General features: G+C 59.0%; 15 protein-coding genes. 13 read left to right on the top strand and 2 right to left on the bottom strand.

All coding sequences use genetic code 11. The annotated features are described in order from the left end of the window. The 4 genes from ERD80_RS17565 to rraA form a co-directional block, all read left to right on the top strand. Positions 1 to 1,406 (top strand): PTS mannitol transporter subunit IICBA (locus ERD80_RS17565; protein WP_136547835.1); only part of this gene is annotated, 1,406 nt, incomplete at its 5' end. A 94-nt stretch (positions 1,407 to 1,500) separates the two neighbouring features. Next, a complete protein-coding gene (gene mtlD / locus ERD80_RS17560) occupies positions 1,501 to 2,649 on the top strand; it encodes a mannitol-1-phosphate 5-dehydrogenase (protein WP_021507035.1) in 1,149 nt (382 codons plus the stop codon). Positions 2,650 to 2,709: 60 nt separating this feature from the next. Next, positions 2,710 to 3,258 (top strand): mannitol operon repressor MtlR, encoded by a 549-nt coding sequence (mtlR, locus tag ERD80_RS17555; RefSeq protein WP_193717991.1) that lies wholly within the window; start codon positions 2,710 to 2,712, stop codon positions 3,256 to 3,258. 165 nt (positions 3,259 to 3,423) lie between these two features. Further along, positions 3,424 to 3,909, top strand: a complete 486-nt coding sequence (gene rraA, locus ERD80_RS17550) for a ribonuclease E activity regulator RraA (RefSeq protein WP_021507037.1) — start codon at positions 3,424 to 3,426, stop codon at positions 3,907 to 3,909. Positions 3,910 to 3,960: 51 nt separating this feature from the next. On the opposite strand, the gene zapB is transcribed toward rraA, so the two are convergent. After that, on the bottom strand, positions 3,961 to 4,200 hold the full coding sequence (gene zapB / locus ERD80_RS17545; RefSeq protein ID WP_021507038.1) for a cell division protein ZapB: 240 nt from the start codon (positions 4,198 to 4,200) through the stop codon (positions 3,961 to 3,963). 416 nt (positions 4,201 to 4,616) lie between these two features. Here zapB and ERD80_RS17540 point away from each other — a divergent pair, with 416 nt between their 5' ends. The 6 genes from ERD80_RS17540 (at position 4,617) to ERD80_RS17515 (ending at position 10,073) form a co-directional block, all read left to right on the top strand. Then, entirely contained in the window at positions 4,617 to 5,465 is an 849-nt protein-coding gene (locus ERD80_RS17540) for an MIP/aquaporin family protein (RefSeq protein WP_021507039.1), read from the top strand. 29 nt (positions 5,466 to 5,494) lie between these two features. Further along, positions 5,495 to 7,006 (top strand): glycerol kinase GlpK, encoded by a 1,512-nt coding sequence (gene glpK / locus ERD80_RS17535; protein ID WP_021507040.1) that lies wholly within the window; start codon positions 5,495 to 5,497, stop codon positions 7,004 to 7,006. Between the two features lie 95 nt (positions 7,007 to 7,101). Next, a complete protein-coding gene (gene glpX, locus ERD80_RS17530; protein WP_136547833.1) occupies positions 7,102 to 8,079 on the top strand; it encodes a class II fructose-bisphosphatase in 978 nt (325 codons plus the stop codon). After that, entirely contained in the window at positions 8,076 to 8,690 is a 615-nt protein-coding gene (locus ERD80_RS17525; protein ID WP_058775058.1) for a glutathione S-transferase N-terminal domain-containing protein, read from the top strand. The genes glpX and ERD80_RS17525 overlap by 4 nt, the downstream gene beginning before the upstream one ends. 10 nt (positions 8,691 to 8,700) lie before the next feature. Continuing rightward, positions 8,701 to 9,147: a type II 3-dehydroquinate dehydratase gene (locus ERD80_RS17520; RefSeq protein WP_058758800.1), complete on the top strand. Its 447-nt coding sequence runs from the start codon at positions 8,701 to 8,703 to the stop codon at positions 9,145 to 9,147. Then, positions 9,144 to 10,073, top strand: coding sequence for a glyoxylate/hydroxypyruvate reductase A (locus ERD80_RS17515; protein WP_236569459.1), 930 nt, complete (start codon positions 9,144 to 9,146; stop codon positions 10,071 to 10,073). The genes ERD80_RS17520 and ERD80_RS17515 overlap by 4 nt, the downstream gene beginning before the upstream one ends. Positions 10,074 to 10,078: 5 nt before the next feature. Here the strand turns inward: ERD80_RS17515 and ERD80_RS17510 are convergent, their stop codons facing one another. Beyond that, complete coding sequence (locus ERD80_RS17510; RefSeq protein WP_021509493.1) at positions 10,079 to 11,041, bottom strand: LysR family transcriptional regulator; 963 nt, start codon at positions 11,039 to 11,041, stop codon at positions 10,079 to 10,081. A 364-nt stretch (positions 11,042 to 11,405) separates the two neighbouring features. Here ERD80_RS17510 and ERD80_RS17505 point away from each other — a divergent pair, with 364 nt between their 5' ends. The 3 genes from ERD80_RS17505 to ERD80_RS17495 all read left to right on the top strand — a co-directional run bounded on the left by ERD80_RS17505 (position 11,406) and on the right by ERD80_RS17495 (position 14,181). Then, a complete protein-coding gene (locus tag ERD80_RS17505) occupies positions 11,406 to 12,437 on the top strand; it encodes a polyamine ABC transporter substrate-binding protein (protein ID WP_058758799.1) in 1,032 nt (343 codons plus the stop codon). A 69-nt stretch (positions 12,438 to 12,506) separates the two neighbouring features. Then, on the top strand, positions 12,507 to 13,361 hold the full coding sequence (locus tag ERD80_RS17500; RefSeq protein ID WP_021509491.1) for an ABC transporter permease: 855 nt from the start codon (positions 12,507 to 12,509) through the stop codon (positions 13,359 to 13,361). Between the two features lies 1 nt (position 13,362). Further along, positions 13,363 to 14,181 (top strand): ABC transporter permease, encoded by an 819-nt coding sequence (locus ERD80_RS17495; protein ID WP_058775057.1) that lies wholly within the window; start codon positions 13,363 to 13,365, stop codon positions 14,179 to 14,181. The last annotated feature ends 126 nt before the right edge of the window (positions 14,182 to 14,307 follow it).

Here is a 14,307-nt window from a genome sequence, read left to right as displayed (position 1 = left end):
CCTCAATCTTTGTTGAACCGGCGAAAATCCTGTTCCTCAATAACGCCATCAACCACGGTATCTTCTCGCCGCTGGGTATCCAGCAGGCCAGCGAAGCGGGCAAATCGATCTTCTTCCTGATTGAAGCGAACCCGGGTCCGGGTATGGGCGTGCTGGTTGCTTATATGATCTTCGGCCGCGGCAGCGCCAAGCAGTCGGCGGGCGGTGCAGCGATCATCCACTTCCTTGGCGGTATCCACGAAATCTACTTCCCGTACGTGCTGATGGCGCCGCGCCTGCTGCTGGCAGTAATCCTCGGCGGTATGACCGGTGTGTTCACCCTGACGCTGCTGAACGGCGGTCTGGTATCACCGGCCTCACCAGGTTCGATTCTGGCCGTGCTGGCGATGACGCCAAAAGGCGCTTACTTCGCTAACATCGCGGCTATCGTTGCGGCTTTCGCCGTCTCCTTCGTGGTCTCCTCGATTCTGCTGAAAACCAGCAAAGTAAAAGAAGAAGACGACATTGAAGCGGCGACCCAGCGCATGAAAGACATGAAAGCGCAGTCAAAAGGCCAGGCCGTTGCCGGTTCACCGGTGGTTGCCGATGCCAGCAGCGTTGACGTCAGCCACGTGCGTAAAATTATCGTCGCCTGTGATGCCGGTATGGGCTCCAGCGCGATGGGTGCAGGCGTGCTGCGCAAGAAGGTGCAGGATGCGGGCCTGAGCAATATCTCTGTGACCAACAGCGCGATTAACTCGCTGCCGGGCGATGTCGATCTGGTGATTACTCACCGCGATCTGACCGAACGTGCGATGCGTCAGGCGCCACAGGCGCAGCACATCTCGCTGAACAACTTCCTCGACAGCGCGCTGTACACCAACCTGACTGAGCGTCTGGTGGCGGCGAACCGCAGCGAAGCCCACCGTGAAACGGTGCAAACCGCGCTGGCAGACAGCTATGACGACGGCAGCGCGCACCTGTTCAAACTGGGCGCTGACAACGTGTTCCTCGGCCTGAGCGCCAGCAATAAAGAGCAGGCGATTCGCTTCGCCGGCGAGCAGCTGGTGAAAGGCGGCTACGTGCAGCCGGAATACGTTGAAGCGATGCTGGCGCGCGAGCAGCTGACGCCAACCTACCTCGGTGAATCCATCGCCGTGCCGCACGGCACCGTTGAAGCCAAAGACCGCGTGCTGAAAACCGGCGTGGTATTCTGCCAGTATCCGGCCGGCGTGCAGTTTGGCGATGAGCCGGACGAAGTCGCGCGACTGGTGATTGGTATTGCCGCACGCAATAACGAACACATTCAGGTGATCACCAGCCTGACCAATGCGCTCGATGACGACAGCGTAATCGAGAAGCTGGCGAACACCACCAGCGTGCAGGACGTGCTGGATCTGCTGTCTGGCAGCACTGCCAACGCGTAATTCGCGGTTTTAACTTCCCTGGGGCGGGCAAGCCCGTCCCCACTTTCCGGGGCGGACATGCCCGCCCTTTCGTCATTTGATATGGGTCAAATTTATGAAAGCGTTACATTTTGGAGCAGGTAACATCGGCCGTGGATTTATCGGTAAGCTGCTGGCGGATGCCGGTATCGAACTGGTGTTTGCTGATGTGAATCAGGTGGTGCTTGATGCCCTTAACGCCCGTCATGAGTATCCGGTTCACGTGGTGGGCGAGCAGGCGCAGGTCGAAATCGTTACCGGCGTCAGCGCGGTGAACAGCACCAGCGACGACATCGTCACGCTGATCGCTGAGGTTGATATCGTTACCACGGCGGTTGGTCCGCAGATCCTTGAGCGCATCGCGGGCAGCGTGGCGCAGGGTCTGGCCAAACGCAGTGACAACGGTAATGTCCGTCCGCTGAATATCATCGCCTGTGAAAACATGGTGCGCGGCACCAGCCAGCTGAAGCAGCACGTACTGAAGGCGCTGCCGCAGCAGTATCATGCGTGGGTTGAAGAGCATGTTGGCTTTGTCGATTCGGCAGTTGACCGCATCGTGCCGCCATCTGAAGCCGGCAGCACCGATCCGCTGGAAGTTACGGTAGAAACCTTCAGCGAGTGGATCGTCGACAAAACCCAGTTTAAAGGCGCGCTGCCGGACATTCCTGGCATGGAGCTGACCGATAACCTGATGGCGTTCGTCGAGCGCAAGCTGTTTACCCTCAACACCGGTCACGCCATTACCGCTTATCTCGGCCAGCTCGCCGGTCACGCCACCATTCGCGAAGCCATTCTCGACCAGAAAGTGCGTGCCGTGGTGCAGGGCGCGATGCAGGAGAGCGGCGCTGTGCTGATCAAGCGTTATGGTTTCGATGCGGAGAAACATGCCGCGTATATCCAGAAAATCCTGACACGTTTCGAAAACCCGTACCTGAAAGATGACGTCGAGCGCGTCGGCCGTCAGCCGCTGCGTAAGCTGAGTGCCGGCGATCGCCTGATCAAGCCAACGCTGGGCACGCTGGAGTATCAGCTGCCGCACGCCAGCCTGGTGCAGGGTATTGCTGCCGCGATGCACTATCGCAGCGAAGCCGATCCGCAGGCGCAGGAGCTGGCGTCACTGATCGCGCAGAAAGGCCCACAGGCGGCGCTGGCGGAGATTTCTGGCCTTGATGCCAATAGCGAAGTGGTGAGCTCAGTGGTGAGCGCTTACCACGCTATGGCATAATGCGCGCCCTTTAGTGGTCAATTCGGGCACGGCAGCCGCGTGCCCGTCGACGGTAGCTGAATGATGCAGGCAATAATGGAAGAGAAGCAGGCTTTTGAAAACCGGGTGCTTGAGCGGCTGAACGCCGGTCGTTCGGTGAGAAGCTTCCTGATCGCCGCTGTCGAACTGCTGGCGGAAGCAGTCAATCTGCTGGTGCTGCAGGTCTTTCGCAAAGACGACTACGCGGTGAAATATGCGGTGGAACCGCTGCTGCTGGGCGACGGCCCGCTGGGCGAGCTCTCGGTACGCCTGAAGCTCATCTACGGCCTGGGGGTGATCAATCGCCACGAATACGAAGACTGCGAGCTGCTGCTGGCGCTGCGTGAGGAGCTGAATCACGACACCAGCGACTACCGCTTTACCGACGATGAAATACTCGGCCCGTTCGGCGAACTGCACTGCGTGCTGGCCTGGCCGCCGCAACCCGATTTCACCCGCGACGACGCCGCGCTGCGCGCCATGCAGCAGCAGCGCTACCTGCAGATGGTGCGCTCCACCATGGTGCTGTCGCTGACCGAGCTGATTTCCCGTATCTCGCACAAACAGGCCTTCAAGAAGCCCGCCGTGTAACGCTTCCCCTGCGGCGCTGTTGCCACGCGCCGCTGTTCTCTCCGCCACAGACAAAATATTACGCAGGATATTGATGCAGCGCTTTTTTTGGCGGTTGATGATTTTGCCAACAATCGTCAGATAGCGATATACTTACCGCTCCTGTGGCAAACAGACGACATCCCTATGAAATACGATACATCTGAACTCTGCGACATCTACCATGAAGAAGTGAACGTTGTTGAACCGCTTTTTTCGAACTTTGGTGGGCGCACCTCATTCGGTGGTCAAATTACCACAGTGAAATGTTTCGAAGACAACGGCCTGCTGTATGACCTGCTCGAAGAGAACGGTCGCGGTCGCGTGCTGCTGGTCGATGGCGGCGGCTCAGTGCGGCGCGCGCTGGTTGACGCACAGTTAGCAAGACTGGCGGCGCAAAACGAGTGGGAAGGCATCGTGGTGTACGGCTCGGTTCGCCAGGTCGATGAGCTGGAAGAGCTGGAGATCGGCATTCAGGCGATTGCAGCCATTCCGGCTGGCGCCGCAGGCGAAGGCATCGGCGAGAGCGACGTGCGGGTTAACTTCGGCGGCGTCACCTTCTTCTCCGGCGATCATCTCTACGCCGACAACACCGGTATGATCCTGTCTGAAGACGCGCTCGACATCGAGTAAGCGACAAACAAAAACGGGTGCCGCGGCACCCGTTGGTTTAAGCGCTGAGGCTTAAACTTCTTCCATTTTTCCCAGCAGTGCACGCAGGCGCTCCTGCCATACATGCTGCTCTTCTTTCAGGTGCTGATTTTCACGCGCCAGCGCTTCGTGATTGCCGGATGCCTGGCTCATTTCATTTTTCAGGTTATTGTTCTGCTCTTTCAGCTCTTCAATTTCCATCTGCAGCAGGGTGATGGTATCAATCGCCTGCTGTACTTTCGCTTCCAGTTTCTCGAATACTTCAAATGACATCTTTCTGACCTCTCCTAAATCGTGCAAGGCGTTGATAGACCGGGCGTGCCTTAAAATAGTGCGTCCAGCCACGATGTCCCGATTGTATGTAGCCACACCCGGCAAGTCCAGCAGCACAAGGCCTGCGAGGGAAGTCTGTAACACTTTTCAGTTTATACCTGGAAAACGCGCAACTTCGCGCATTTTGCGCGCGGTCACACGCGCAGGGTGCAGCGCAGCGGGGGTTTTTGGCCCTAAACACAGGCAAAAGACGCGAAAACGCGCATTTTTATGACACGGCACACAAAATTCGATTTCGCTATTTCTCGTTTATGCTCGTTAACGATAAATTCACATCAACCCTACATTAGAGCTGGGCGACTCAAGGATTGAGAACAAAAACTGATAAAATTTAACCTCGCTTCAGGAATTCCATTATGAGTCAGACAACGAACACACTCAAAGGTCAGTGCATCGCCGAGTTCCTCGGTACCGGTTTGATCATCTTTTTTGGTGCCGGCTGTGTGGCGGCGCTGAAGCTGGCCGGTGCCGCATTCGGCCAGTGGGAAATTTGTATCATCTGGGGTCTTGCTGTCTCCATGGCGGTTTATCTGAGCGCAGGCGTATCCGGCGCTCACCTCAATCCGGCAGTCACGGTTGCCCTGTGCCTGTTCGCCAACTTCGAAGGCCGCAAAGTTTTACCTTATATTGTTTCGCAAATCGCTGGCGCGTTCTGTGCGGCGGCGCTGGTCTACGGTCTTTACTACAATCTGTTCTTTGATTACGAAGCCAGCCACCAGATGGTACGCGGCAGCGTGCAGAGCCTCGATCTGGCCGGTATCTTCTCCACCTATCCGAACCCGCACATCACCGTGGCGCAGGCGTTCCTGGTGGAAATGGTAATTACCGCCGTGCTGATGGCGGTGATCATGGCGCTGACCGACGACGGCAACGGCGTACCGCGTGGCCCGCTGGCGCCGCTGCTGATTGGTCTGCTGGTGGCGGTGATTGGCGGTTCCATGGGTCCGCTGACCGGCTTCGCCCTGAACCCGGCGCGTGACTTCGGTCCGAAGCTGTTCGCCTTCTTCGCGGGCTGGGGTAACGTGGCGTTCACCGGTGGTAAAGATATTCCTTACTTCCTGGTGCCAATTTTTGGCCCGCTGGTCGGAGCCTGCCTCGGTGCCTTTGGTTATCGTGCGCTGATTGGCCGTCACCTGCCGGGCAACCTTGCAGAAACCAGTAAAACAGAAAAACCGGTCGCGCGCGCTGAGCAGCGTAAAGCGTAAGTTTCATCGTTAATCATCAGGAAACCATAATGACTACGACTGATAAAAAATATATTGTCGCGCTCGATCAGGGCACAACCAGCTCACGTGCCGTGGTGCTCGATCATGACGCCAACATCGTCGCCGTCTCACAGCGCGAATTCACCCAGATCTACCCGAAAGCCGGCTGGGTTGAACACGATCCGATGGACATCTGGGCCTCGCAGAGCTCCACGCTGGTGGAAGTGCTGGCGCACGCTGATATCCGTTCTGACCAGATCGCCGCCATCGGTATCACCAACCAGCGTGAAACCGCGATTGTCTGGGACAAAGAGACCGGCAAACCAATTTACAACGCCATCGTCTGGCAGGATCCACGTACCGCCGACTACTGTAACAAGCTGAAGAAAGAGGGTCTGGAAGAGTACATCCAGCACACCACCGGTCTGGTGATTAACCCGTACTTCTCCGGCACCAAGGTGAAATGGATTCTCGACCACGTGGAAGGCGCACGCGAGCGGGCGAAACGCGGCGAACTGCTGTTCGGTACCGTCGACACCTGGCTGGTGTGGAAAATGACCCAGGGCCGCGTGCACATCACCGATCACACCAACGCATCGCGTACCATGATGTACAACATCCACAAGCTGGAGTGGGATGCGCGCATGCTGGAGATTCTGGATATTCCGCGTGAAATGCTGCCGGAAGTGAAAGGATCGTCCGAAATCTACGGCCAGACCAACATTGGTGGTAAGGGCGGCACGCGTATTCCTATCGCCGGTATCGCCGGTGACCAGCAGGCTGCGCTGTATGGTCAGCTGTGTGTGCAGCCTGGTATGGCGAAAAACACCTACGGCACCGGCTGCTTTATGCTGATGAACACCGGTACCGAAGCGGTTACTTCTACTCACGGTCTGCTGACCACCATCGCCTGCGGTCCACGCGGCGAGGTGAACTACGCGCTGGAAGGTGCCGTGTTCATCGGTGGTGCGTCCATTCAGTGGCTGCGCGATGAGATGAAGCTGATCAGCGATGCGGGCGACTCCGAATACTTCGCGATGAAAGTCAAAGACACCAACGGCGTGTACATGGTGCCGGCCTTTACCGGTCTTGGCGCACCGTACTGGGACCCGTATGCGCGCGGCGCAATCTTCGGTCTGACCCGTGGTGCCAACGCCAACCACATCATTCGCGCCACGCTGGAGTCCATTGCTTATCAGACGCGTGATGTGCTGGAAGCGATGCAGAACGATGCCGATACCCGCCTGCAGTCGCTGCGCGTGGATGGCGGTGCGGTGGCCAACAACTTCCTGATGCAGTTCCAGTCGGATATTCTCGGCACGCGCGTGGAGCGTCCGGAAGTGCGCGAAGTGACCGCGCTGGGAGCGGCTTACCTCGCCGGTCTGGCAGTCGGTTTCTGGAACGATCTGGAAGAAGTTCGTGCTAAAGCCGTGGTGGAACGCGAGTTCCGTCCAAGCATTGAAACCACCGAACGCAACGTACGCTATGCCGGCTGGAAAAAAGCCGTGGCGCGCGCTCAGGCGTGGGAAGAAGAAGAGTAACACTGTGCTGACCCGCGGCGCCCTGCCGCGGGTTTTTCCCGTCCCCCTGCCCCGCTGTGCTACACTGCCCGCCTGTTTTTTGTCAGGTGCAGACCATGAAACGAGAACTCGCGATTGAATTTTCCCGTGTGACCGAAGCCGCTGCGTTAGCGGGCTATCACTGGTTAGGACGCGGCGACAAGAATGCCGCCGACGGCGCCGCCGTCAACGCCATGCGCATTATGCTCAACACCATCAACATCGACGGCCAGATCGTGATTGGCGAGGGCGAAATCGACGAAGCACCGATGCTCTACATTGGTGAAAAAGTCGGTACCGGCCACGGCGATGCGGTGGACATTGCAGTTGATCCTATCGAAGGCACGCGCATGACTGCGATGGGCCAGGCCAACGCGCTGGCGGTGCTGGCGGTGGGCGATAAAGGCAGCTTCCTGCACGCACCTGATATGTATATGGAAAAGCTGATTGTCGGTCCGGGCGCGCGCGGCGCTATCGATCTCAACCAGCCGCTCGCCACCAATCTGCAGGCGATTGCGCAGGCACTCAATAAACCGCTTAGCCAGCTGACGGTGTCGATTCTCGCCAAACCGCGTCACGATGCGGTCATCGCGCAGCTGCAGCAGCTGGGCGTGTGGCGCGCCATCGATCGCCATAGCGAAGATTTTGTGGCGGTGATTCGAACGCTGACCCGGGAACGCGGTGTGGATGTGGTGCTGGATAACGTCGGCGGTGACTACATTGCGCGCAACCTCAGCGTGCTGGCAGCGGGCGGGCGGCACGTCAGCCTCGCCTTTATGCAGCGGGCCACGGTGGAGATCGATTTACAGTTGATCATGCGCAAAGGCTTAAGCCTGACCTCTTCCACGTTGCGACCGAAAAGCGCGGCGGAAAAAGCGCGTCTGGCGCAGTGCGTGCGCGCCCATCTGCTGCCTTTACTGGCTGCCGGGCGCATCACGCCGCGCGTGCATCAGCGATTGCCGCTGATGACCGCCGCGCAGGCGCACCGCATCCTTGAAGCCAATGCCAATATCGGCAAAGTGCTGCTGCTGCCAGATGCGGAGGCTATGCCATGATGGAACTCTATTACGCCTCTACCTCGCCTTACGTGCGAAAAGTAATGGTGTGCGCCCAGCTGCTGGGTCTGGCGCCGGAGATCACCCTGCTGGCGTCGGCGGCGCACCCCATCGAGCGCGATGCGCGCATTGCCGCGTTTAATCCGCTGGCTAAAGTGCCGGCGCTGCGCACCGAACAGGGACTATGTTTATACGACAGCCGGGTGATCTGCGAATACCTTAACCAGCGCGCCGCGGGCCAGTTGCTGCCGGCAGACGGCGAGGCACGCTGGCTGTGCCTCACGCGCCAGGCGCTGGGTGATGGGCTGCTGGACGCCGCGCTGCTGGCGCGCTACGAAACCAGCGCTCGTCCGCTGGAAAAGCAGTGGTCAGCGTGGCGCGATGCGCAGCTGACCAAAGTGGCGGCTGCGCTGGCGGCCATTGAGCAGCAGGCGGAGGCGTTCAGCCGCACGCCCGACGATCTCGGGTTGATCGCCATCGGCTGCGGATTGGGCTACCTCGACTTCCGTTTTGCTGAACTCAACTGGCGCGCCACGCATCCGCAGAGCGCCGCCTGGTTTGCCCTCTTTGACGCGCACCCGGCGATGGCCGCGACGCGCCCACACCTGTAACGGAGCCGCCATGTCTCAGATTTTCTTTCTCAATGGGCCCAATGCCAATCTGTACGGCATGGATCGCCACGGTACTTACGGCAGCGACAGTTTCGCCAGCATCGGCGAGCGCTGTCAGCGGCGCGCCGACGCGCACGGCCTCAGGCTGCAGTTTCGTCAGAGCAACCATGAAGGGGTGCTGGTGGACTGGATTCAGGAAGCGCGCCAGCAGGCGGACGGGCTGATCATCAATGCCGCCGGGTTGTCGTACCGATCAGTACCGATTCTGGATGCGCTGCTGATGTTCGATGGCCCGATCATCGAAGCGCACATGAGCAATATCTGGCAGCGCGAGCCGTTTCGTCATCAGTCGCTGGTGTCGAAAGCCGCCACCGGCGTGATCGCCGGGCTGGGCGCGCTGGGTTATGAACTGGCTATCGATGCGTTGGCGACGCTGCTACAGGAGCCCAGCGCATGACGACGCTGGTGTTTTATAGCGAGTTCGACAGCTTCGAGGCGTGGTCGGCGCTGCTGGCACCGCAATTACCGGATGTCACTATCTGCCGTGCCGACCAGGTCGAGGATGCCGATAGCGTGCAGTTTGCGCTGGCGTGGAAGCCGCCGCGCGGTTTTTTTGCCCCGTATCGCCAGCTGAAACTGCTGGTGAATCTGGGCGCGGGCGTCGACTCGCTGGTAGGGCGCGACGACCTGCCTGACATCCCGATCGTCCGGCTATCGGACCCGGATATGGCGCGCATGATGGCCGGTTACGTGCTGTTTGCCGTGCTGCGTTACGCGCGTGACATACCGGCATTTGAGCGCGCACAGCGTGAACGTCGCTGGCATTATCTGCATCCGCGCGAGCCGGCGTCGATTCGCGTGGGCGTGTTGGGACTGGGCGAACTGGGTGCGTATGCGGCGCGCGAGCTGGCGCGTCAGGGCTTTGACGTGCGCGGCTGGTCGCGGTCGCCCAAAGCGCTGGACGGCATTCACTGCGTCAGCGGTATGCAGGCGCTGGATGCGTTTCTGGGCAGCAGCGACATTCTGGTGGTGATGCTGCCGCTCACGCCGGAAACCCACGGTTTGCTGGATGCGCAGCGTCTGGCGCGGTTGCCACCGGGTTGCGCGCTGATCAACGTGTCGCGCGGCGCGATTGTCGATCAGCCCGCGCTGACCGCGGCGCTGCAGAGCGGACAGATCGCCCACGCCACATTAGACGTGTTCGATCGTGAGCCGCTGCCGCCCGACGATGCGCTGTGGGGCATGGAGAATGTGCTGATCACGCCGCATCTGGCGTCGGTAGCGATCCCGGCCAGCGCCGCGCGTCAGGTGGCTGATAACATCCAGCGGGTGATGCGCGGCGAGCCGGTGCTCAACCAGGTGTTTCCCGCGCGGGGTTACTGAGCGCGTCAGGCGACGCGCACCACCTGCGGGTCGAAGTAGCTTGGCGCGGCCATACCGGGAATGTATTGATCGGAGATGAACATGCGGCAGCGTTCGGCGAAGGCGTTGACCACCATTGACTGCTGCACGTGGGCCACCGTGGCGTATCCCAGCAACATCGGCCGGTTCACGCCGGCAAGGCGCACGCGGATCACCCGTTTGCCATCCTGCGACAGATTGGCTTTGGGCCGCACATTGGCGATGCCAAATCCCACGCCGTTGGCCACCATCGCGCGTACCACTTCCATATTGCCGGAGCGCATCACAATGTTGGGCGTCACGCCCGCTTCGCTAAACAGGCTGAGAAAATATTCGCGGCTCCACGGCATATCCAGCAGCACCATCGGCACCGTAGCGAGATCCTGAATGGTCACCGCAGACTGACTGGCAAACGGATGATGTTCGCCGACCATCACATACGGTGGCAGCTGCGCCAGCGACTGAAACGCGATGTCGCTGGCCGGCACCAGATCGTAGGTCAGCGCGATATCGATATCGGCGGCGCGCAGCTGTTTCAGCAGCTGTTCATGATTGCCCTCCACCAGCGTGATGCGCACGCCGGGGAAGGCACGGCCAAAGCCAAACACCAGCTCCGGCGTCAGCATCGGGGCCAGCGTGTCGAGACAGCCGACGCGCAGCGGGCCGCGCACGTTATTCAGCGACTCTGAGGCGATGGTATACAGATTCGACATCTGTTCCAGAATCAGCTTCGCCTCTTTTAATACCTGATGGCCAATGGCGGTGAGCGACACGCCCTGCGCGTGGTGGCGCACAAACAGCTGTACCCCCAGCTCGGATTCGATGTGGGTAATGGCGGCCGAGATCGACGGTGACGACACGTGAATACGTTCGGATGCGCCAATAATGCTGCCGGCTTCGCCGGACGCGACGAAGTATTCCAGCTGGCGCTGGGTGATGCGACTGAGCATGCAGATTCTCCTGGTGTCGCCAGCGCGATCTTGTCGCGCCGGCTTTTCTATTTACCCCTGTTTCCATGCATTTATCATGCCGGACAGCGAATGGCAGCATAATCCCCTGCCTGAGCCTTCACGCCCATTCGCTTCTGCCTCACTAAGGCTTAAGAAAATCCGTTGCAAAGCAGCGACTTTTTTAGCGTCAGAAATTCCGATGCAACGGCGAGGAAAAGGCTGTTTTACCGCAGCAGCGGCCAGCGGCAGAATCGCTGTGACACCTGCTTTTCACTTTCGCACTGTTTTGGCGCAGCGCGCCGTGGCGAATCAACGGTGGTTCAGAGCAGCGATAACAGCCTTTTCATTCACTGGGGACAAAAATATGTTGCGTAAGATGTGTGCCTTAACGTTGTTAACCACGGGAATTCTGAGCGCAGGGAATGCCATGGCCGCCGACAAGCTGATTGTCAGCACCTGGGGCGGCAGCTTTAAAGATCTGATCGATCAAACCATCGCTAAAGAGTTCACCAAAGAGACCGGCGTCGAAGTGCAGTTCGTCACCGGCGGCACCATCGATCGCCTCAACAAAGCCAAACTGGCGGGCGGTTCGCCGGAAACTGACGTGACCTTTACCACCGCGCACGTCGGCTATCTGTATGCCAACAGCGGCCTGTTCGAGAAGCTCGACATGAGCAAAATCCCTAACGCGGTCAACCTGGTGCAGCAGGCGAAAGTCAGCCCGTATCATCTTGGCGTGTGGGGCTACGTCTACACCATTGGCTACCGTCCGGATTTGGTGCCGAAAGGGGAAACCTTCACCAGCTGGAACGACCTGTGGAAGCCGGAGCTGAAAGGCACGCTGGCGCTGCCCGACTGGGATCCGAGCCACATCATCGCCGTGGCCGCCAAACTCTCCGGCAGCGATGCGGCGCACTGGCAGCAGGGCCAGGCGAAGCTGAAAGCGCTGATTCCTAACATCAAATCGTTCTACACCGATGATGCCAACAGTCAGCAGCTGATCTCCACCGGAGAAACGCCGGTGCAGGTGATGCTGTCAATGAACGCCTACAGCATGATTGCGGAAGGGGTCAACATTAAGCTGGCGATACCGAAAGAGGGCGCGATCCTCGGCGTGGATACCGTCGGCATTAATAAAGGCAGCAAACATGCCGATCTGGCGTACAAGTTCATCAACATCGCACTGAAACCGGAAATTCAGCAGCAGGTGGCGAAGATCTATCGCGGTAGCCCGACGGTGACCAACGCGCATATCGATCCGGAGCTGGCGAAGCTGCCAGGCATGCTGACCACGCCGGCGCAGTGGAATGCCACCATCAATACCGATCCCCAACTGCGTGCGGAGAAAACCGCCGAGTGGCGTCAGTGGTTCTCTGAAAACATCATGTCTCACTGATTGTCCTGGTGCTGCGGCGGGGCGGGTGCCTCGCCGTAGCCGGTACCACCTATGCAGGCAGTAACGTCCATGACGAAAAAACCGACATTTTTACCCTGGTTCATTCTTCCCGCCACGCTGACCGCGATGGGGCTGGTCGTCGCGATGTTTGCGGTGATGCAGTTCAGTGTGCGTGCATACATCCCCGGCTCGCTGGATGTCGGCGGCTTTACGCTGGCCAATTTCAGTGGCCTGTTCAAACGCATCTACGGCGACGCGTTTCTCAATACCGTGCTGCTCAGCGCCAAAACGGCTTTATTTGGTTTGCTGATGAGTTACCCACTGGCCTATGCGCTGGTGCGCACCCGCACTGCGTGGATCAAATCCACCATTCTGATCATCGCGATTACCCCGCTGTTTCTGGGGGAAGTGGTGCGCACCTATTCGTGGATTATCGTGCTGGGTAACAGCGGCTTTCTTAATAGCCTGCTGCTGGCGCTGGGGATCATCAGCCAGCCGATCCAGTTTATGTTTACCCAGACCGGCGTGGTGGTCGCGCTGGTGCATGTCACCATGCCGATCATGGTGCTGATGCTGGCGACGGCGCTGTCACACATCAATCCGGACTACGAAAAAGCCGCCACCAGCCTTGGTGCCGGGCCGGTACGCGCGCTGCTGACGGTGACCATTCCGCTGTCGATTCCCGGCATCATCGCCAGCCTCACCACCGCGTTTGCCTGGACCTTTAGCGCTTTCGCGACGCCACAACTGATTGGCGGCGGGCGCGTCAGTACCGTGGCTACGCTGGTGTATCAGCTGGGCTTCTCCTCGATGAACTTCCCGTTTGCCGCAGCGCTGAGCATTGCTGGCCTGCTGCTGACCATTCTGCTGCTGCTGGCGCTGAAGCGCATGACGCGCTTCCTGCACGCCATGGGAGGGCACTGATATGACCCGTTCTCACAACGACAAACTGATCGCGCTGCTGGGTAAACTGCTGGTGATCGCCATTCTGACGTTTGTCATGTTGCCCACCGTCGTGGTGTTTATCTCGTCGTTCAGCAGCACCTCCGTGCTGTTCTTCCCGCCGAAAGGCTGGTCGCTGCGCTGGTTTGAGCGGGCGCTGAGCTACGACGATTTTCGTCACGGCTTCTGGTCCGGATTGATTGTCACAGCATGGGCGTCAACGCTGGCGGTGGTCATCGGCGCCACGCTGGCGATTGCCATCGAGCGCTATCGCTTTCCCTGCAAACAGGTGCTGGAGAGTATTCTGCTGTCGCCGCTGTTTATTCCGCATTTCACCATTGGCCTCGGCCTGCTAATGCTGGTGTCGCAGCTCAATCTGGGACGCGGCTACGCGCTGGTGATTTTCTGCCATGTGGTGCTGGTGCTGCCGTTCGTGCTGCGTAGCGTCTATGTATCGCTGAAAAATCTTGAGCAGCGGATAGAACTGGCGGCGGCCAGCCTCGGCGCATCGCCGCTGCGCGTGGTATGGACCATTACCGTGCCGCTGATTCTGCCGGGCCTGTTTGGTGGCTGGCTGTTCGCCGCGATTCTCTCTTTCAATGAATTTACCGCCTCGCTGTTTATTACCACCCAGGCGACGCAGACGCTGCCGGTGGCGATGTACAACTACGTGCGTGAATTTGCCGACCCGACGCTGGCGGCGCTGTCGGTTATTTATATTGTGGTGACCGCCGCGATGTTAATTATCGCCAATAAGTTTTTCGGGCTGGGAAAAATATTAAACGTTGAGGCCGGGCATTAATTTCGCTGTGCCATTAAGCTGCCGTTAAACATGACAACCTGGTGTTAATCGCCAGCGGCGCAATATTTGCGCCGCGCTGGTGGCATGCCAACTATTCGGGGATGACCTATGTCAGTAGAAAAAATC

The organism is Pantoea sp. R102, from assembly GCF_004916815.1.
In the GTDB taxonomy this organism is placed as follows: domain Bacteria; phylum Pseudomonadota; class Gammaproteobacteria; order Enterobacterales; family Enterobacteriaceae; genus Pantoea; species Pantoea dispersa.
The sequence above is the reverse complement of the archived record's forward strand: the minus strand, read 5'-3'. Positions and strand labels throughout refer to the sequence as shown.